17 protein-coding genes are annotated in these 18,781 nt (G+C 68.4%); 9 read left to right on the top strand and 8 right to left on the bottom strand.

The features are described 5' to 3' along the window. Positions 1-24: 24 nt before the first annotated feature. Positions 25-285 carry a DUF2530 domain-containing protein gene (locus ACFWUP_RS13640; protein WP_379233993.1) on the top strand — a complete coding sequence of 87 codons (261 nt, stop codon included), beginning with the start codon at positions 25-27 and terminating at the stop codon, positions 283-285. 185 nt (positions 286-470) lie between these two features. Beyond that, positions 471-1,085, top strand: a complete 615-nt coding sequence (locus ACFWUP_RS13635) for a TetR/AcrR family transcriptional regulator (RefSeq protein ID WP_379233991.1) — start codon at positions 471-473, stop codon at positions 1,083-1,085. Positions 1,086-1,133: 48 nt separating this feature from the next. On the opposite strand, the gene ACFWUP_RS13630 is transcribed toward ACFWUP_RS13635, so the two are convergent. Together ACFWUP_RS13630 and ACFWUP_RS13625 are read right to left on the bottom strand one after the other, a co-directional pair. Next, positions 1,134-4,136: a sacsin N-terminal ATP-binding-like domain-containing protein gene (locus tag ACFWUP_RS13630; protein ID WP_379233989.1), complete on the bottom strand. Its 3,003-nt coding sequence runs from the start codon at positions 4,134-4,136 to the stop codon at positions 1,134-1,136. Positions 4,137-4,141: 5 nt separating this feature from the next. After that, the gene (locus ACFWUP_RS13625) at positions 4,142-5,416 is read right to left on the bottom strand and encodes a DUF3027 domain-containing protein (protein WP_379233987.1); all 1,275 of its coding nucleotides are present in this window, start codon (positions 5,414-5,416) and stop codon (positions 4,142-4,144) included. An 8-nt stretch (positions 5,417-5,424) separates the two neighbouring features. On the opposite strand from ACFWUP_RS13625, the gene ACFWUP_RS13620 reads away from it, so the two are divergent. The 3 genes from ACFWUP_RS13620 to ACFWUP_RS13610 all read left to right on the top strand — a co-directional run bounded on the left by ACFWUP_RS13620 (position 5,425) and on the right by ACFWUP_RS13610 (position 8,612). Beyond that, positions 5,425-6,201: a glutaminyl-peptide cyclotransferase gene (locus tag ACFWUP_RS13620; protein WP_379233985.1), complete on the top strand. Its 777-nt coding sequence runs from the start codon at positions 5,425-5,427 to the stop codon at positions 6,199-6,201. Between the two features lie 69 nt (positions 6,202-6,270). Continuing rightward, the gene (locus ACFWUP_RS13615) at positions 6,271-8,100 is read left to right on the top strand and encodes an MFS transporter (protein ID WP_379233983.1); all 1,830 of its coding nucleotides are present in this window, start codon (positions 6,271-6,273) and stop codon (positions 8,098-8,100) included. Next, the gene (locus tag ACFWUP_RS13610; protein WP_379233981.1) at positions 8,097-8,612 is read left to right on the top strand and encodes a DUF2771 domain-containing protein; all 516 of its coding nucleotides are present in this window, start codon (positions 8,097-8,099) and stop codon (positions 8,610-8,612) included. Before ACFWUP_RS13615 ends, ACFWUP_RS13610 begins: the two co-directional genes overlap by 4 nt. Positions 8,613-8,815: 203 nt before the next feature. On the opposite strand, the gene ACFWUP_RS13605 is transcribed toward ACFWUP_RS13610, so the two are convergent. Then, on the bottom strand, positions 8,816-9,241 hold the full coding sequence (locus ACFWUP_RS13605; RefSeq protein ID WP_266297836.1) for a cold-shock protein: 426 nt from the start codon (positions 9,239-9,241) through the stop codon (positions 8,816-8,818). Positions 9,242-9,403: 162 nt separating this feature from the next. Here ACFWUP_RS13605 and ACFWUP_RS13600 point away from each other — a divergent pair, with 162 nt between their 5' ends. Then, positions 9,404-9,640, top strand: coding sequence for a hypothetical protein (locus ACFWUP_RS13600; protein ID WP_379233979.1), 237 nt, complete (start codon positions 9,404-9,406; stop codon positions 9,638-9,640). 373 nt (positions 9,641-10,013) lie between these two features. Then, positions 10,014-10,622 (top strand): transglycosylase family protein, encoded by a 609-nt coding sequence (locus ACFWUP_RS13595; protein WP_379233977.1) that lies wholly within the window; start codon positions 10,014-10,016, stop codon positions 10,620-10,622. A 66-nt stretch (positions 10,623-10,688) separates the two neighbouring features. On the opposite strand, the gene ACFWUP_RS13590 is transcribed toward ACFWUP_RS13595, so the two are convergent. Further along, positions 10,689-10,880, bottom strand: a complete 192-nt coding sequence (locus tag ACFWUP_RS13590) for a hypothetical protein (protein ID WP_379233975.1) — start codon at positions 10,878-10,880, stop codon at positions 10,689-10,691. 46 nt (positions 10,881-10,926) lie between these two features. Between ACFWUP_RS13590 and ACFWUP_RS13585 the strand changes: the two genes are divergently transcribed. Next, complete coding sequence (locus ACFWUP_RS13585) at positions 10,927-13,218, top strand: helicase-associated domain-containing protein (protein WP_379233973.1); 2,292 nt, start codon at positions 10,927-10,929, stop codon at positions 13,216-13,218. Between the two features lie 8 nt (positions 13,219-13,226). Here ACFWUP_RS13585 and ACFWUP_RS13580 read toward each other — a convergent pair whose 3' ends face one another. Beyond that, positions 13,227-13,727: a hypothetical protein gene (locus ACFWUP_RS13580; RefSeq protein ID WP_379233971.1), complete on the bottom strand. Its 501-nt coding sequence runs from the start codon at positions 13,725-13,727 to the stop codon at positions 13,227-13,229. A gap of 109 nt (positions 13,728-13,836) precedes the next feature. Between ACFWUP_RS13580 and ACFWUP_RS13575 the strand changes: the two genes are divergently transcribed. After that, on the top strand, positions 13,837-14,688 hold the full coding sequence (locus ACFWUP_RS13575) for a hypothetical protein (protein WP_379233969.1): 852 nt from the start codon (positions 13,837-13,839) through the stop codon (positions 14,686-14,688). A gap of 42 nt (positions 14,689-14,730) precedes the next feature. Here ACFWUP_RS13575 and ACFWUP_RS13570 read toward each other — a convergent pair whose 3' ends face one another. The 3 genes from ACFWUP_RS13570 to ACFWUP_RS13560 form a co-directional block, all read right to left on the bottom strand. Further along, positions 14,731-16,122 carry a M1 family metallopeptidase gene (locus tag ACFWUP_RS13570; RefSeq protein ID WP_379233967.1) on the bottom strand — a complete coding sequence of 464 codons (1,392 nt, stop codon included), beginning with the start codon at positions 16,120-16,122 and terminating at the stop codon, positions 14,731-14,733. A gap of 214 nt (positions 16,123-16,336) precedes the next feature. Then, the gene (locus ACFWUP_RS13565; protein WP_379233965.1) at positions 16,337-17,002 is read right to left on the bottom strand and encodes a DUF3239 domain-containing protein; all 666 of its coding nucleotides are present in this window, start codon (positions 17,000-17,002) and stop codon (positions 16,337-16,339) included. Between the two features lie 91 nt (positions 17,003-17,093). After that, entirely contained in the window at positions 17,094-18,761 is a 1,668-nt protein-coding gene (locus tag ACFWUP_RS13560; protein WP_379233963.1) for a DNA repair helicase XPB, read from the bottom strand. Between the last annotated feature and the right edge of the window lie 20 nt (positions 18,762-18,781).

The raw sequence follows: 18,781 nt of genomic DNA, 5'->3' as shown, positions 1-18,781 counted from the left end.
GTTTCACGCGGCTACTGTTTGGGTATGGACGCCGGATCAGTCAGTTCCGAGATGCCGCACCTGCCGCGTTACCTGGTCGATCCACGCCCCGTCGTGCTGGGCGGCTTCGCGCTGTGGGCGATCGCGACCGTGGCCGTGTGGATGAACGCCAGCTGGGCAGATGCTCGCCCGGTGTGCGTCATGGGGCTCGTCGTGGGAGTGCTCGGGTCGTCGATCTTCCTCGCGCAGCTGCGGTCCGCGCGACGCGGCGACAAGGGCGCCCAAGTGGGGCTCGACACCGATTGAGTGATCTCGAACTCGGCGGGACTCATCAGGTGTCGGCGCAGATGAATTCGCGCCGTTGACTGTTCGAGCGACCGCTTCGCAACTTGCGATTCGGGGACAACTGGGCGAATGTCCAGAGATTTCCGGCGGACCGGCGAATTGACTGTTCGCGGCGTGAGCGCTTAACTCGCACAGTGTCCTCCCGATTGAGTGTCGAAGAACGCCGGGCCCACCTGATCGAGGCAGCGATCGGTCTCGCCGAGAAAAAGGGCGTAGCGGGCGTGACCACGCGCGATGTCGCCCAAGCGGCGGGCGTCTCGCTAGGTGTGGTGCACTACTGTTTCGAAAACAAGGACGCGCTGATGACCGAACTGGTCAAAGCGCTGTCCATGGAATTGCGTGATTCCGTCGATGCCGATGAATCGGTATGGGAAGACGTCGGAACAGGAAAAGAAGCACTTCAGAAATTGGTGCGGCGCGGTTTGGAACTGATGTGGCGCAACATCGAAGCCACTCCCGAACGGCAGTTGCTCACCTACGAGACCACCACCTACGCGCTGCGCGAGGGTGAGTCGACACCGGCCAAACTGGCGATCGCCCGCGAGCAGTACGGGTTCAACGACAACACCGTCGCCGATGTGATCGACCATTGCCGCGAGGCGACCGAAACGCAGTGGACCACGCCGGTGACCGCGCTGAGCCGATTCATTCTCAATGTGATCGACGGAATTGTGTTGCGGTGGTTGGTCGATGACGACAGTGAGTCGGTGCAGGTTCAGCTCGACTTGCTCGCCGAAATGATCTCAGCTCACGCGAACTGATAGTGAACCTGCACGTGGTCTGACGAATTTTTTTCGAGGACTCAGGGCCTACACGGTGGATGGTGCCTGGACGTGGGTGATGTTGGCTTCGCACCACCATGGGACGCGGACGGTGCCCGAGATCGCGCCGCGTAGGTGTACCTCGAGGGTTTCGTGGAGGACCAGGTCGCCGGTGGTGTTCTGGGGTGACCAGAGCTGTTGCAGCACCACGCCCAAAGGTGCTGCGGCCCAGGTGCTTCGACGGCCGGTTCCCAGTACCTCGGCGCTGACTTCCTCCGAGGCCAGCGGTAGGTCGAGCAGGGTGGCCAGGGCCTCGGCGTGTTCGGTGTCGCCGACGATCAGGCGGTTCGGGGGGACGACCAGGCCGAAGCAGGGTTGATCGAGGACCATGGCGGTGCTCGCGTCGATGACGTCGCCGGACAGGGCACGGACCTGCTCGGGGAGATCGAGTTCGCGTGGGTCGAGGACACCGGAGGCGACTGCGGCCGCCAAGCGGGCGTTGGTGCGGGCGATCACCTGCGGCGCTGGGGTATTCGACGGATCGGCCAGTGCGTCGAGCAGTTCCTCGGCCAGCGCGGCGGACATCACATCGGGGCGGACGAGCGCAGGGCGCAAGGCGTCGAGGTCGGTGCCATCGATCTCCGGTACCTCGAAAGTCGGTAGCAGTCCGGCGAATTCGTTGTCATCGGGGTGGTGGAGGCGGCCCAGTGGGATGCCGTCGATGTGGGCGTGGCGGTGCAGCCACCAGGTGGTGTAGCCGTCGCGGTCGGCGAGCAGGGTGCGGGTGCGCGGCTCGGACAGCAAGTGGCGCAAGGCTTCCGGCCAGCGGTCCTCGTCGACCAGGTCGAGGTCGCGCACGGCCGTGAGTTCGCGGGGATCTTCGGAAAGGCTGTTCCACCAGGACTGTTCGTCGTCGAGGTCGTGGTCGGGGCCGATCGGTTCGGGATCGGTGAGCACCGCGAAACCCCAGCCGACGCCGATCGCGCGCAGGGCGGGCTCGCCGAATTCGGCGACGGTGGTGTCGGCGATGGTGGCGAAGGGTGCGTCGTCGGCCAGGACGCGGGCGAGCGGGGCGCCGGGGAGCAGGAGCTCGTCGGCGGGGCGCAGTTCGCCTGTGTCGTCAGGTAATTCGAGCAGGCCCAGCCAGTCGGGCAGGGCGCCCGGCGAGGCGAACGGCGCCAGCTGGAGTACCGCGGCGACGGTGTCCGGGTCGGCTGGGTCGTGCTCGAGCAGGTCGTGCAGGGCGGGATCGGTGAGCAAGTCGTCGGAATCGGCGCTGCGGGCGCCCAGGCGGCCCAGGAGCGGATGCGTGGCGTCCGGGTGGACCAGTCGCGCCCAGTGGACCGGCACGGCCACCGTGAGCTGATCGTCGAGCACCACGGTGCGCGGCCCGGTCACCAACCGGCCGTCGGTCAGCGGGACGGCAAGCGCGCCGAATTCCTCGGCGGTCCTGTTGTCGACGACGAACGGTTCAAGGGCGGCGTAAAACCTTCGCCACCACCGTGGTTCGCGGTCGAGACCGCTCGAACGCTCGGCCACCGCGGCAGGTCCGAGTCGATGCACATCGAGGACCGACAGCTTGTCCTGACCGGCGCGGCCGGACAGTTCCGGAATCACGAGCGGTCCCGTGATCTCGGCCAAGATCGCGGCCAATTCCGGTGTGAGGTCAGGGAATACGCTCGCCCGGGTGGGGGTGCAACACGGCACGTCGCCTCGAGTTCGCCAGTACGGATCCGACTCGTCCGGGGCGAAAGGGTCACCGCCCATTGCGGATTCGCCATTACCGAATGCGAGGTGCGAGCTGCCGCCGACTTGGGCGTCGTCGGAGGCGAAGAGTGCCTCGAGATCCGGCAGGTCCTCGGCTGCACTGCGACCAGCAGGCGCCCCACTGCCGGATGCCGGACTTTCCTCCGGTGCGACGGGGTCCACGGCGCAGACCGGCAGCCAAGAGTTGGTGCGCAGTTCGGTGATCAGAGCTTCGCGCAGGAGAGCATCGGCTTCACTGCGGGCGAAGCCGGGGGTCGGGACCAGGACGAGTCGGTCCCGAGGCGGGAGAGCACACGCGAAATCCGCGTAGCCAGTTGCCAATTCAGCGAGCCGCGCGCCGGGAAGGAGGCGGCGGCGATCGGGTTGCATGGGGATGTCGGCGATCAGGATCGCGGGGAGGGAGAGTTCCTCGTCGGATCGAGTGGGCGCGCGCAGGACATCCGGGGCGGTCGCGACGGGGCGGCCCGCACGGAGTGGGAGCAGCCAGCGGGCTCTGGAAGTGCGGTACTGCCACCAGGTTCGGCGTGTGCCGGACGGGAGGGTGATCGTCAGCTGGGCGAGGGTGCCCGGGTCGTCTACCCCGACAGAGTCCGAGGTAGTGGTGAGAACGGTTACTGCGCTGGTGAATTCGTCGGATTCGATTCGGATGCGCTGGAGGGACGGGAGTTCGAGGAGGAGGTCGGGGGCCTCGGCGCGCATGGTGTCGAGGAGGGCGTCGGGGTCGATGTCGTCGCGGAGGTGGACGACGATTTCGGTGTCGGTGCCCGCGAGGGGGGTGGTCGGGACGGGCCAGACGAGTCTCAGGACCGGGGGTGCGATGGCCGCGAGGTCGTCGGGGATGCCGATGTTGTTCTCGTGCAGGGCATTCAGTGTTGCCGTGCGGGAGAAGCGGAGGGAGCCGGTGGTCGAGCGGACCTCGATCTCGTCGCCGACGGAACGCACCGCGGTGAAGCCGACGCCGAAGCGGCCCACCTGGGTGGTGTCGCCCTTTCCGGAGGCGCGCAGGGCAGTCAGCGCGTGCACGCCGGAAACACTCAGTGGCGCACCGGTGTTCGCGACATGCAACCGTCCGTCGAGCACCCGCACGATCAACTCGCCCGCGACACCGGCCTTCGCGGCGGCATCGGCCGCGTTCTGCGCGAGCTCGGTGAGCAGCCGATCCCGGTAGCCTGCGGCCACCAGATCCGCCTCACTGGCACTGTCCTCCCGCAGCCGCGTCGGCGAATCCCGCCACGCCGCGAGAACCCCGGCCCGCAGCTGCGCGGTGCCGAACGGGTCCGGCACTCCGTTCAGCGCGACACCGACGATCCGTGCTCACTCAGATCAGCGGATTCCGCCGCCTCGCCGGACTCCGCGACATCCGAAGCGATTTCGGCGTTGACGACCTCTTCCGCCGACTCCGGAAGCGCACCCTCGGCGAGGGCCGCACGCTCGGCGTCCACTGCGGCGACCGCTTCGGCCTCGGCAGTTTCCTGCTGGTCGCCCGCCTGCTCCGCCGCAGCCGCGCCGACCTCGGTCAACGAGTCAGCGGACTCAGCCGCTTCGGGGGCCGGGTTCGCGGCGGTCGTTTCCACCGCCACCTCCACGACCTCGATCGCCGGGTCGGTGGTTGTCTCGGCGACAACCTCCACGACCACCGTCGCAGGGTCGACATCGTCGGCCACAGCCGCTGCCTCATCGACTACTACCGGCGCATCAGCCGCTGCCGCATCGACCGTTGCCGTGGCGTCAGCCGATTCGTCGACCGTTGCCGTGGCGTCAGCAGTTGCCTCGGACACCACCTTGTCGATCGCGTTCTCGACAGCCGGGCGGACGATGTCGACGAAATCCACCGCGTGATCATCGAACGCCTCGTACAGCGGCGACCCGTTACCACTGGGCGCGACCACGTCGGAGTGCGCGCCGCAGCCGTATTCGATGTGGACGACGTGACCGTCGGCGCCCATCGCGTTGCCACAGACACCGAAGGATTCGCGCAGGGCGCCTGCCAGTGGCAGGTAGAAGCCGCACATGCCGCAGGTGCTGGGGGCGGCCTTGGCCATCTCGGTGTCGGGGCCGAATTCGGCGAACCAACGCTGGGCGGCGTCGGCGCGGCCTTCGACGCTGAGGACCTGGACGCGGCCGAGGCCGACCTCGCGGGCCACTTCGTCGATCACGGGGTCGCCGGTGGCGATGTAGCCGGGGACGAGGCGGGGGTCGTCGGCAGGGGTGGCGAGCAGGTCGCCGGGGCCGAGGTCGCCGGGGCGCACACGCTGGTCCCACGGGACGAAATCGGGGGCGATCAGGGCGTCGATGGCAGGCAGCAAGGCCGACTCGCTCACCGTCGCGTGGTCGGCGCCGGGGGGCGCGGCGACCACGACGGCCCACTGCCAGCCGCGGTAGCCGGGCAGGGTCGCCTCGAACCGGTGGGTGGCCGCGGTGTCGTCCTCGGCGGTCACCCCCAGATGGACTCCTACCCCGTCGGGTTCCAACGCGACGAGCGCACGACGTGCGACCTCGGCCGCGTCGGCCAGAACGGGACGCACGCCGGACTCCGAAACAGATACTGCGCTCACGGCATACATTTTGCCGTATGAAGTGCAATCGCAGTTCGTTGGCCGTCGCAGTGCTGGTCAGTGTGCTCGGCGCGGGGGCTTGTAGCGGACCCGAGGAGCCCGGCCCGCCGCGGTTGCGTGTGGAGGTGATCGGCTCGTCACCGCACGATCCACAGGCCTTCACCCAGGGGCTGGAAGTGGTCGACGGCGTCCGTTACGAGAGCACGGGAATGTGGGGCGTGTCGAGCGCGCGGGCCACCGACCAGCGCACGGGCGTCGAAACGGCGCGGGTGAGTCTGCCCGGCCGGGTGTTCGGCGAGGGCATGACCAAGGCGGGCGCGATCGTCTGGCAGCTGACCTGGCAGGACGGTTTCGCCATCGCCCGCGACCCGGTGACCCTCGCCGAAACCGGTCGCGCCGACTACGAGGGCGAGGGCTGGGGACTGTGCGCACAGCCACATCGGCTGGTGATGAGCGACGGCACCGGCACCCTCACCTTCCGCGATCCGGTGACCTTCGCGCAGACCGGTTCGGTGACCCTGTCCGGCTACCGCGATCCGAAGCCGAACGAACTCGACTGCGCCGAGGACGGGACCGTCTACGCCAACAACTACCCGTCCGACGAAATACTCCACATCGATCCACAGACCGGCCGGGTGCTCGCCGTCATCGACGCGAGCGGCCTGCTCACTCCCGCCGAACGGAAGGGCACCGATGTGCTCAACGGCATCGCGCAGCTGCCCGGCACCGATCGGTTCCTGCTGACCGGAAAGTATTGGCCGCGCATGTTCGAAGTGCGTTTCGTCGGGAACTGACAACGATGTGGCCGACATTGCTACGGCGCGAGTGAACATGCACAGGCCGAGTGCGACAGAATTGGACTTGTGACTACGCCCCGCGATCCATCCGGTCCCGACCGTGGTCGCCGGGACGGTACTGCCGCCGACCCGCACCCCGGCTACGGGCAGTACCCGCCGCGCGCACCGCGCAGGGTCTTCCCCCGGCCCGACCGGCCGCTCCCCGCCGAGCCGCCGACGGTCCGGTCCAAAAGTCTGTTCCGACGCCATCGCCCGGTCGACCCCGGCGCCCCCACCACCCCGGTCCCGAACGGCCGCATCTCGGACGAGGCGTCGAAGAGCCGACAGGTCCCGCCGTTCGACCAGCACGGCCGCCCCGTTCGCGATGAATTCCCAGCGGACGAGCAAGGCCGACGCGACGACGCCGGACCCGACCCCACGCGTCCCTTCCCCCGCGACGAGGCCGTCGACGACCCGGTAAACCAGCGCATCCCCCGAAAACTCACCGTCACCCGGGTGGCCGCCATGCGCAGCCGCGAACTCACCGAACGCGGCATCGCCACCTTCCAGCGCGCCGCCAAGGCCGACGGCGCCGACCAGTCCGGTCTCACCGCGCTCACCTACGCCACCATGGCGAACTTCGCGCTCGACGCCGCGATCGCCGTCGCCCTGGCCAACACCTTGTTCTTCGCCAGCGCCACCGCCGAGTCCAAAACCAAGGTGGCCCTGTATCTGCTGATCACGATCGCCCCGTTCGCGCTGATCGCGCCGCTGATCGGCCCGCTGCTCGACCGCCTGCAACGCGGTCGCAGGTTGGCACTGGCGACGACGTTCGGCCTGCGCGCGGGTTTCGCACTGCTGTTGATCTTCAATATCGACACCTGGGGCCTGTATCCGCTGGCCCTGTGCATGATGGTCGGCTCGAAATCCTTCGCGGTACTCAAGAGCGCGGTGACCCCGCGTGTGCTGCCACCGGATATCGACCTGGTCCGCACCAATTCCCGGCTGACGGTGTTCGGCCTGGTCGGCGGCACCATCGGCGCCGGTGCGCTGGCCGCGCTGGCCGCGCTGATCGCCGGTTCCACCGGTGCGCTGATCTTCGCCACCGGGATCGCCATCGCGGGCGCGTATCTGAGTCTGCGCATCCCGCGCTGGGTCGAGGTGACCGAGGGCGAAGTCCCCGCGACGCTGACCTATCACGGCCCCGACGCGCACACCGAGGTCATCGAACGCGGCCAGGAGTCCTCGGTGCCGCCACGCAAACGACGGCAACCGCTCGGCCGAGCCGTGGTCACCGGCCTGTGGGGCAACAGTTCGATTCGCGTGCTCACGGGCTTTCTCACCTTCTACATCGCCTTCGTCGCCAAGGGCTCTGGAGGCAGTCCCACCGAGCAGGCGGCGATGCTCGGTCTGGTCGGCGCGGCGGCGGCCATCGGCAACTTCGGCGGCAACGCGACCGGCGCCCGACTGCAACTGGGCAAGCCGTCGCCGGTGGTGCTCGGCTGCACCGGTGCGTGCGCGGTGGTCGCGCTGTTCGCGGCGTTCACCGGGAACCTGTTCGGCGCCGCCGTTGCCGCGCTGGTGGCCTCGGCGGCCAGCGCGCTCGCGAAGGTGTCGCTGGACGCCGCCATCCAGGACGACCTGCCCCCGGAGTCGATCGCGTCCGGTTTCGGCCGTTCGGAGACCGTGCTGCAACTGAGCTGGGTCGTCGGCGGCGCGGCCGGTGTGCTGATGCCGATCGAGTACTGGAAGGGTTTCGCGGTGATCAGCGTGATCCTGCTGGCCGGACTGCTGCAGACTTTCGTCAGCTATACCGGGCACTCGCTGCTGCCGGGTCTGGGCGGCAATCGCCCCCAGCACGTGGAGCAGGAAGTGCCCAACACCCATCCGAGAGGGACAGGAGACCCCACCTGGTGAGCAAGCTCAACGCTCGAACGATCGTCGCGCTGGTCGCGGCCGGACTGTTCGCGGTCGCCGCGGTGACGGCGGTGTGGGTAGGGGTGGCCGTGTCGAAGGCACCCGCGCACAGTCCGCAGCTCACCGCGTACGCGCACGGCAAGGCCATCACGGTCGATCCGTTCATGTACTGCACGGTGCGGATGGAAGAGTGCCGCTACGGCGAGACCGCGCCCCTGGAAGTCCCGGCCGGTGCACCCGTGCAGCTCTCGCTGCCCGACGAGGTCTCCCAGTCGCCCTGGCTGATCCAGCTGATCTACCAGCGCCCCAGCGGCGAACAGCTGGACCGGGTGCTCAGCTTCGCCGATTACCCGGACGGCGCGAGGGCTCTCACCATCGAGTCGAAGCCCGAACCCGACCTGCGCCTGAGCGGCATCGAAGTGCAGCTGCCGATCCTGACGCGGGATATCGCCACCGGCCAGGAAAGCTATATCCCGCACGCCGCCTGGTCGATCGTCACCCCAGAGAAGTAGCGTCCACGCACAACCCGGCCCCCACGACCCGATCTCGAGGAGGGTCCCGCCGCGCAGCGGCGGTAGCGGCCCCAAGGGGTCCGCGCTCGAGCGCGCCAGCGCTCCAACAAACACAGCCCCAAACCACCCGGAACTACTCAAACCCCGAGGCTCTGCCACACCACCCGCCCCAGGACCACTCAAACCCCGGCAATCCCGAAACCTCAGTGATCGAGCTCGCGAGCAACGGCCCTGACAACCTCGGAAATCCGCTGAGACATCTTGCGATCCGGATACTTCCCCCGACGCAGATCCGGCTGAACCGTCGACTCCAGCAGCGTGATCATGTCCTCGACCAGGCCGTGCAGCTCGTCGGGCGTCTTGCGCGGTCCGGCGTCCTTGCGTTCGGGCGCGCGCCCACGGTCACGATCGCGAACGACGGTCGGCGGCGCTTCCAGCACCGTCACGCTCAGCGCCTGCGGCCCACGCCGACCGGCCGCCATGCCGAATTCGACACGCTGGCCCGGCTTGAGCCCCTCGACGCCGTCGGGCAGCGCGGACGAGCGCACATAGACGTCCTCGCCCTCGTCTTGAGACAGGAAGCCGAAGCCCTTCTCGACGTCGTACCACTTCACCCGGCCGGTCGGCACTGCGCTCACCCGTTCATCATTCGGCACCCGAACCCTTGTGGTCCGGGTTACACAATCTTGCTTGTCGCGAAAAGAACGCGCCCCCCAACAAGGCGGGACGCGATGTCTTGCGAGTCTACCCCGGTGGCTATACCGCGAGCACATCAGTTTTACGGTTCCTCTGTGACGAACTCACCCGAGCCGACCCCGACCGGTCCGCGACGCTCCGGCGATCGCCTGCTGCACGTTGCCCTCGCCCTTTTCGGAATCGGGATTCTGGGGGTGGTCGCGATCTTCGTGACGTCGATCGTGTCCGACAGCGAGCCGGGGCTGGTGCTGTACGGCGTGGCGATGCTCGCGCCGGTCGGTTTCCTGCTCGCGCTGATCTTCGCGCTGCGGTCGGGGCGACGCGCACGTTGACGCGTCAACCGAATTTCCTCGAAACGTCATCCCACTAAACATGTGATCCTGGTCACATAACGGCGAGGTTACGAAGTGTGCGCACAGGGGTAGGGCACATTCGCCACGGCAACTACCTGCGTGGACGCATCGGGGATCACCCTGAGACGACCCCGAGACCCATCAGGACCCGCCGGTTACCAAATAGTGACATTCGCCGCTGACCGTCGTACCGTTTCTCTCAGCCGGGGCAAGCCCCCGGAACCACCGGCCCGCCGCACCGAACCTCACCCCGCGGGTACCGGACCCCGATTGGAAACACGGGGTGAGGGCGGACCGGGAGACCTCTCAGTCCGGACCAGATGCAGGTGCGAACGAGAGGAAGAAACCCGATATGAGTGGACGCCACCGCAAGCCGACTTCCACCGGGCGCACTGCTGCCAAGGTCGCCGTCACCGGCGCGATCTTCGGCACCGCAGCCGCTGCCCTCGCAGGAAACGCCAGCGCGGCCCCTGACTCCGACTGGGATCGCCTCGCACAGTGTGAAGCCGGCGGCAACTGGGGCATCAACACCGGCAACGGCTACCAGGGTGGGCTGCAGTTCTCGCCCTCCACCTGGGCCGCACACGGCGGTGGCGAGTACGCCGCCTCCGCGCACAACGCCACCCGCGAACAGCAGATCGTGGTCGCCGAAAAGGTTCTCGCCTCCCAGGGTTGGGGTGCTTGGCCCTCGTGCTCGTCCAAGTTGGGACTGAGCAGCGGCCCCACTGATCGCGTCGCCCCGCCGGTCCCGAACTGGACCCCGCAGGTCACTCAGATCGAGGTGCACGATCCGAGCGCCGAAGTGTTCTCGGCCGTCGACCGCGCACTCGCCGTCGTGCAGCAGCAGGGCATCGCCGTGCCGCAGCAGGCTCTCGACTTCGTCAACAACGCCAAGGGTTCCCAGCTGGACCCGGCCGTGGTCAACTTCTACCAGGCGAACAAGGGCCTCCTGCCCTCCTGATTCACCGGCAGACATAACAAGAGCCCGCATCCTCGAGGATGCGGGCTCTTGTTTTTCTCGTCCGAATTACACCCGGTTGATGGTGGTCTGGGGGTGCACGTACGGCAGCGTTGCTGCCGGGACGGGAAACTCGGTGTCCTCACCGAAAGGCGAGAGATTACCGGCGCGGGTCGACGACAGTTCGGTCACGGCGTGCTCGCCTTCGGCCACTTCGGGCCAGCCGTTGTCGACGTAGGGTTTCTTCGATTTGTTCACCACGGGCCCATTCTGGCATATGGACGATGCCGCACCGTAGGCTCGATCGGTGATCGCGACAGACTCTCTCGCCGATTGGCTCGGTGCGCGCACCGATGCCCAGCTGGTGAAATTGCTGCAGTTGCGGCCCGACCTGGCGGTGCCGCTGCCCGCGTCGATGTCGGTGCTCGCGGTGCGCGCCCAGCAGCGCGCGTCGGTGTTGCGTGCCGCCGACGATCTGGACACCCTCGAGTTCGCGATCATCGAGGCGCTCACGGCCGATGAGGACGCCCGCACGATCGGCGCCGAGGTCACGCCGCTGACGCGCACCACCTTGCACGCGCAGCTCAAGGATCGCGTCACCAAAACGGCGTTCACCGCCGCGCTGACCCGCCTGCTCGACCGCGCCCTGGTCTGGCAGGTCGGTGAATCCCTCGAACTCACACCCAGTGCCGCGGAAGCCCTTCCCTGGCCGCTGGGCGCCACCACAGCGCTCCCGGACGCCCTCACCGAGCCGGAGGTCACCGCCGCGCTGGCCTCGGCGAGCCCGCCCGAACGCGCGCTGCTGGACAAACTCGCCACCACGGGCCCCCGAGGTCGCACCAGGGACGCCGCGCCCGGCACCGACCCCGAGCGTCCGGTGCCGCGTCTGCTGGCCGCCCGGCTGCTGCACTGGATCGACGACGAGACCGTGGAATTGCCGGTCACCGTCGGTCAGGTCCTGCGCGGCGAACCCGTCACCGATCCGCACGCGCTGGCCCCGCCCAAGCCCGCGCTCACGAAAAATGCCGCCGCCGAGGTGAATGCGGTCGGCGCGGGCGAGGTCGGCGAGCTGCTGCGCGACGCGGGCGATCTGATCGAGGCGCTCGGTAACCTGCCCGCCCCGGCCCTGCGCGCAGGTGGCCTCGGCGTGCGCGAGCTGCGCAGACTGGCCAAGCAGACCGGTATCGACGAGCAGCGCACCGGTCTGCTGCTCGAATTGCTGGCCGCGGCGAAACTCGTCGAAAAGGGCCTGCCGGAGCCGACTCCCGATCTCGACTCCACCGACGACTTCTGGGCCCCCACCCCCGCCGCCGACGCCTGGCTCGATGCCCCGCCCGCCACCCGCTGGGTCACCCTCGCGCAGGCGTGGTTGGAGCTGGATCGAATGCCGTGGATGATCGGTCTGCGCGACGCCGCCGACAAGCCGATCGCGGCACTGTCGGCGGAGTTGCGTGTGCCGCACGCGGTGCGTGATCGCGCGTCCATCCTCGGCCTGCTCGCCGAGTATCCGACCGGCACCGCACTGACTCCCGGCGACATCGGCAAACTCCTGGCATGGCGAATGCCGCGCCGTCGCAGGCACTTCCGGCTCGAAGCCGTCACCGCCACGCTCGCCGAAGCGGCGGTCGTCGGCCTGCTCGGTCGCGGTGCGCTCGACTCCGCCGCCAGGGCTCTGTTGCACGGTTGCGTCGCCGACGCCGAATCGGAAATGGCTGCGGCACTGCCGAAACCGGTCGACCACGTCCTGGTCCAAGCCGACCTGACCGTGATCGCCCCCGGCCCGCTGGTCCCCGAACTGCGCAGCAAGATCGCCATGGTCGCGAATGTCGAATCAGCGGGCGCCGCAACGGTTTACCGGGTCAGCGACGCCACGGTCCGGCGCGCCCTCGACGCGGGCCTCACCGCCGCCGAACTCCACGCCCTGTTCGCCACCCACTCGCGCACCCCCGTGCCGCAGTCGCTGACCTACCTCATCGACGACGTCGCCCGCCGCCACGGCCAGCTCCGCGTAGGAATGGCCCAGTCCTTCCTGCGCAGCGACGACCCCGCCCTGCTGGCGCAGGTCCTGGCGGCCCCCGTCGCCGAGACCCTGGCTCTGCGCGCCATCGCCCCCACCGTGGCGATCGCGCTGGCCCCCCTTGCCGAAATGCTCGACCAACTCCGCAAGGCGGGCTTCGCCCCGGCGGGCGAGGATTCGGGGGGCACCATCGTCGACCTGCGGCCGCGCGGCGCGCGCATCTCGGTCCGCCCGCTGGCCCGCAGGCCCTACCGCCCCACGCCCCCGAACGACGACCAGCTCTCCCAATTGGTCACCGAACTGCGGGCGGGCGAACGTGCCGCGGGCGCCCGCACCGGCCAGTCCGTCCGCACCGACGGCTCACGCACGGGCACGGCCGCCACCCTCGCGCTACTCCAGTTGGCAGCGCGAGTGGGGCGCCCGGTGAACATCGGCTACGTGGACGCCCAGGGCGTGGCGACTCAGCGGGTGGTGGAACCGCTGCGGGTCGGCAACGGCCAACTGGACGCCGTCGACCCGGTCTCCGGCGCCACCCGCCACTTCACCCTGCACCGCATCGCGTCGGTGGCCCTGCTCGATTAGGGCCTCGATCAGGGCTTTGCCATGCAGAAAGTGGTCTTCGGGTCGGGGACGGTGCGGAACTGGGTCGCGTCCGCTCCGCACAGCAGCTCGTCGGTTTCGCCGTCGATCCGCTTGACCACCTTGAACGTCGCTTCCGGCGCGGTACACGCCACGGCCTCGGCCGGCCGCTTGCCCGCTTCCGCGTAGCAGTTGCCCTCGGCGAAGTTGGGCGCCAGGCACAGCGCGTTCTTCGCGTCCCCGACCGTGCCGTTGAAGACGGCGTTGTCGGCCGCGCAGTCCGCGCCCAGCTTCACGATGCGGTAGTTGGACGTCGCCGCGGAGCAGTCGCCCACCGTCGCCTTCATCGCGTCGGCAGCGTTGTCGCTGACCTGCACGCACGACCCCACCGCGACAGCGTCGGCCGACGTCGCATCCGCCGACGAGCACGAAACCACCGCGCCGACCAGGGCCATCGCGGCCACCGGTCCGAGCACGATCCGCGCAAACAGTCGCTTCTCTGGGAAAATCACTGAAAACCTCACTCACCGAACGGTTCAGGCGAACACAACCGCCGGTGACGATACCCAAGTGCCCCGCGACCGCGCTCGGCCGTCGCGCAACCTGTCTACCATCACAAACATGACCCTCGACGACGTCGCAGGCGAGCTGTACACCCTCGACCCCGGCGACTTCGTGTCCACCCGCGCCGCGCGCGCCGCGCAGGCCCGCGCCGACGGCGATCGCGACCTGGCCAAGGCCATCACGGCCCTGCGCAAACCCACGGTCGCGGCCTGGACGGTCAACCTTCTCTCGCACCACGCACCGCAGGAGATCGGCGCGCTCCTCGAGCTCGGCGACGCGCTCCGCTCAGCTCAGCGTCAGCTCTCCGGTGACAAGTTGCGTGCGCTCGGGACCCAGCGTCAGCAGGTCGTGAACGCGATGACCAAACGGGCCGCCGAGCTGGCCGCCGAGCACGATCGGCCCGCGAGCGAGCAGGTGCTGCGGGAGGTGGGTCAGACGCTCACCGCGGCGCTGGCCGACCCTGATGTCGCCGATCTGGTCCGTGCGGGAGTGCTGCCGACCACTGTCACCTATGACGGCTTCGGCCCGGCCGGTCTCGTCGCCATCACCGGGGGCAAGGCCACGCCGCCGAAGACGAAACCACGCAAGACCACGCCGGAGAAAGACACCGAGGCCCAACGTGAGGCCGCGGCCCGACAGGAACTCGATGACGCGGAATCCGGACTCGCGGCGGCACGTGCCGATCGCGACGAGGCTGAAGCCGCTGCCGCACAAGCCAAGTCAGAGCTGGACGCGATCGAGACCAGAATCACCGAGTTGCGCGAGGAACTCGAACACGCGGAGCACCAACGCCACTTCGCGCATACCGCCGAACATCGTGCCCGCGGCGAATACTCCGCAGCGCGAAGCCAATTCGACCGGATGCAACGCTGGGTGGAGCGAGCGCGCGGCCGTCTCGACGAGAACTGATCGACGGCTCGTTCCCCGATCCTCACCGTCCGAACAAGACCTTCATCGCCTCAACGTGCCGGGATACAGGAACGCGTCGCGCGGAGGTCTTGTCCCATCGAGCCATTCGGCCAGGAACTCACCCAGCGGCATCGAGGTGCGACTCTGCAGGAACGCCCGGAACTCCGGCATCGAGGCGTGGCCGTCGCGGTGGGCGTTCACGAAATCTCTTATCGCCGTGAAGAACACGTCCTCGCCGATCAGCTTGCGCAGCGCGTGCAGGAACAGTGGGCCGCGATAGTAGACGGAGGTGAACTCGTCGCCGGCACCCGGAGCCGCCAGCGCGATGTTCCAGAACTCGGTCTCCCACAGGTATTTCGCGATCGTTTCGCGGTATTCGGTGTCGACGTCGGCGTTGTCGATGCGCTCCGGCCACAGGTAGTCGGCGGTGTAGCTGGCGAAGCATTCGTTGAGGCAGATATCGGACCATTGGCGCACCGACATGGTGTCGCCCCACCACTGGTGGGCCAGTTCGTGGACCACGGTGTTCAGGTCGGCCCATGGCGCGTAGATCGGGCGGGTCTGGGTTTCCAGGGAGAACGGCAGCTTCGTATCCACGTAGATGCCGCCCGCCACATCGAACGGGTAAGGGCCGTAGAGCTTTTCGAGGAAGTCGAGGATCTCGGGCAGGCGCTGCTCGTCTTCGCGGTTGTCCTCGGATTCCGGTGCGAACGCGCTCAGCACCGACGTGCCGTTCGCGCGGCGCTGTTCGAGGAAGGTGAAGTGGTCCACCGCGACCGTGGTCAGGTAGCCGATGGTGGGCTGGCGGGTTTCCCAGGTGGTGTGCAGGCGGCCGTCGCGCACCACGTGTTCGGTGCGATCGCCGGTCGACATGACTTCCCAGTCCGCGGGCACGTTCGCGTGCAGCGTGAAAGTTGCCTTGTCCACAGGGGTGTCGTTGAGCGGGTACCAGGTGCTCGCGCTGTGCGGCTCGCCGACGGCGAACGCGCCACCGCTGGGTGCGTGGGTCCAGCCTTCGCCTTCGGTGTCCGGTGCCGTGCCGGCATAGTCGACGATGATCCGCATCGGGAGGCCGGGTGGCAGGGGTAGCAGTGGGGTGATCACCAGTTCGTGAGCGTCGTCGCGGGTGAAGCCCGCTGGTTGGCCGTTCACGGTCACCATCCGTACCTCGGGGCCGCTGTAGTCGAGGTTGAACTGTGCCAGCGGTTGCGTCACACGACCGTCGATGCGGGCCGTGCCTCGCAGGTGGTGATCGCCCGGTTCATAGGCGATCGACACGTCGTAGTGGGTGACGTCGTAGCCGCCGTTGCCGTCGAGCGGGTAGTACGGATCGCCGAGCCCCGGCGCCCCGATCAACGTCGAATCCGCCGCTGCCGGTGGGACTCCCAGTGCCAGCACTGCCACCGCCACGCAGCAGCCGATCGACCATCGCATGCCGAAGAGACCTTTCGTCGACCGGATCGCGCGAACCCGACCATCGTCGCAGGCGCGCGCGGCAGACCGCGAACGGCCCAGCTCGACAAGCCCGGACACCGCGGGTACACGGGGCGACGGCATGCCCAGCAGCGCCCCCACCGGCGCGAAGGCACAGGTACGCCGAGGCGACAGCACGGCGCGGCAAGGCCCATGTCGGAGTGAATGGCGCAGGTCAGCCCAAATCGGAGGGCAGGTGCTGCGGGTCGAGGAGCAGGCGCTTGGTGGCCGTGCGTTTCACCCGCGAGGCCAACGCCAGGTTCTCCGTGAGCAGCCGCCATTCGACCTCGTTGATGGCATCGCAGGCCCGCTCGATCACCGCGTCGTCGCGGGTACCCCAGGAGATCGGCATGGCGGTGACCAGCTGCCAGCGCTCCCCGACCTGCCGGGGCGCGCGATCGGTGCGCACCGCGACGGCGGGCACGCGCTCACCCCGCTGCGGTGTGTGTCCGGGCAGCTTGCGGACCTTGCGGGTGATCAACGCCCAACTGCGAACCGGCGCACCGGGTTCGGCGATATCGACGAGCGCGAGCAATACGATCCCACCCGGCTCGGCGTCGCTGACGACCGCGGGCACGAGCACACCGTCGTGGTAGAGCTTTTCGATGCTGGAGCGGTGCGGCGTCCACAGTGCCACCCACAGCGCGATGGCCGCGACCAGCACGCACACTCCCGCGAGCAGAAACCCCCAGGCCTGCCCGCTCCATACCAGCGCCACGGTGGCCGCGACGGCGAGACCGGCGACCAACAGGGCGACCAGTCGCAACCGACGCAACCCGGTGAACGTCTCGTTCACCGCGTGAGCGTGTTCTCGGTCGACCACGAATTCGAAGCGGCGCACGCCTTCCTTCCTAGCACAAGTTGCGGAGGAATTGCCTCCACTTAAAAGCTCGCACAACGCACGTTACCCCGCCTTGACCTGGCGAACAGCGCTACACGCCGTCTCCGATGGGCGGTCCGAGCAGGTCGTCGGCATCGACGATGCGGTAGGCATACCCCTGTTCGGCGAGAAAACGCTGCCGGTGCGCGGCGTATTCGGCGTCGAGGGTGTCGCGCGCGACCACCGAATAGAAATGCGCCTGTCCCCCATCCTGTTTCGGCCGCAACAGCCGACCCAGGCGCTGCGCCTCTTCCTGCCGGGAGCCGAAGGTGCCCGAAACCTGCACGGCCACAGAGGCTTCCGGGAGGTCGATGGAGAAGTTGGCGACCTTGCTCACCACCAGCACCGGGATCTCCCCGGATCGGAACGCGTCGAACAGTGCCTCGCGTTCCTTGTTCTTGGTGGCGCCGGTGATGACGGGGGCGTTCAGGTCGACGCCGAGTTCGTCGAGTTGGTCGAGGTAGGCGCCGATCACCAGCGTCGGCGCGCCCTTGTGCCGGGCCAGGATGGACTCGACCACCGGGATCTTGGTGCGCGCGGTGGAGCACAGCTTGTAGCGCTCCTCCGGCTCGGCGACGGCGTAGGCCATCCGCTCGGCGTCGGTGAGCGTCACCCGCACCTCGACGCAGTCGGCGGGGGCGATCCAGCCCTGCGCCTCGATGTCCTTCCACGGGGCGTCGTAGCGTTTCGGGCCGATCAGCGAGAACACGTCGCCCTCGCGGCCGTCCTCGCGTACGAGCGTGGCGGTGAGGCCGAGTCGGCGGCGCGACTGCAGGTCGGCGGTCATCCGGAAGACCGGTGCGGGCAGCAGGTGCACCTCGTCGTAGATCACCAGGCCCCAGTCGCGGCTGTCGAACAGCTCGAGGTGCTTGTACTCGCCCTTCGATTTGCGCGTGATCACCTGGTAGGTGGCGATGGTGACCGGGCGGATCTCCTTGCGCTCGCCGGAGTACTCGCCGATCTCGTCCTCGGTGAGGGTGGTGCGCGCCAGCAGTTCGCGCCGCCACTGCCTGCCCGCCACCGTGTTGGTGACCAGGATCAACGTGGTGGCCTTCGCCTTGGCCATCGCGGCCGCGCCGACCATCGTCTTGCCCGCGCCACACGGCAGCACGACCACGCCCGAACCGCCCGCCCAGAACGAGTCGGCGGCCATCTCCTGGTAGTCGCGCAGGTGCCATTTGCCCTCGGTGTAATCGAGGCCGATGTCGTGCGCCTCACCGTCGACGTAACCGGCCAGATCCTCGGCGGGCCAGCCGATCTTCAACAGCATCTGCTTGATGTGGCCGCGCTCGGACGGGTGCACGATCACGGTGTCGTCGTCGACACGGGCGCCCAGCATCGGCGCGATCTTCTTGTGCCGCAACACTTCTTCGAGCACCGCGCGATCCAGGCTCACCAGGCTCAGCCCGTGCGCGGGATGCTTGACCAGCTGCAACCTGCCGTAGCGACCCATCGTGTCGACGATGTCGACCAGCAACGGCTGCGGCACGGCATAGCGGGAGAAATTCACCAGGGCGTCGACGACCTGCTCGGCGTCATGGCCCGCCGCGCGGGCGTTCCACAGCGCGAGCGGGGTGATCCGGTAGGTGTGGATGTGCTCGGGCGCGCGCTCGAGCTCCGCGAACGGCGCGATGGCCTGCCGCGCATTGCCCGCCAGCTCATGGTCGACCTCGAGCAGCAGGGTCTTATCGCTTTGCACGATCAAAGGACCGTCGGTCACTGTTCTCCTCGGCGGCCGTA

It is taken from the genome of Nocardia sp. NPDC058658, assembly GCF_042716665.1.
Lineage (GTDB): Bacteria > Actinomycetota > Actinomycetes > Mycobacteriales > Mycobacteriaceae > Nocardia.
This window is presented reverse-complemented; position numbering and strand designations above follow the sequence as displayed.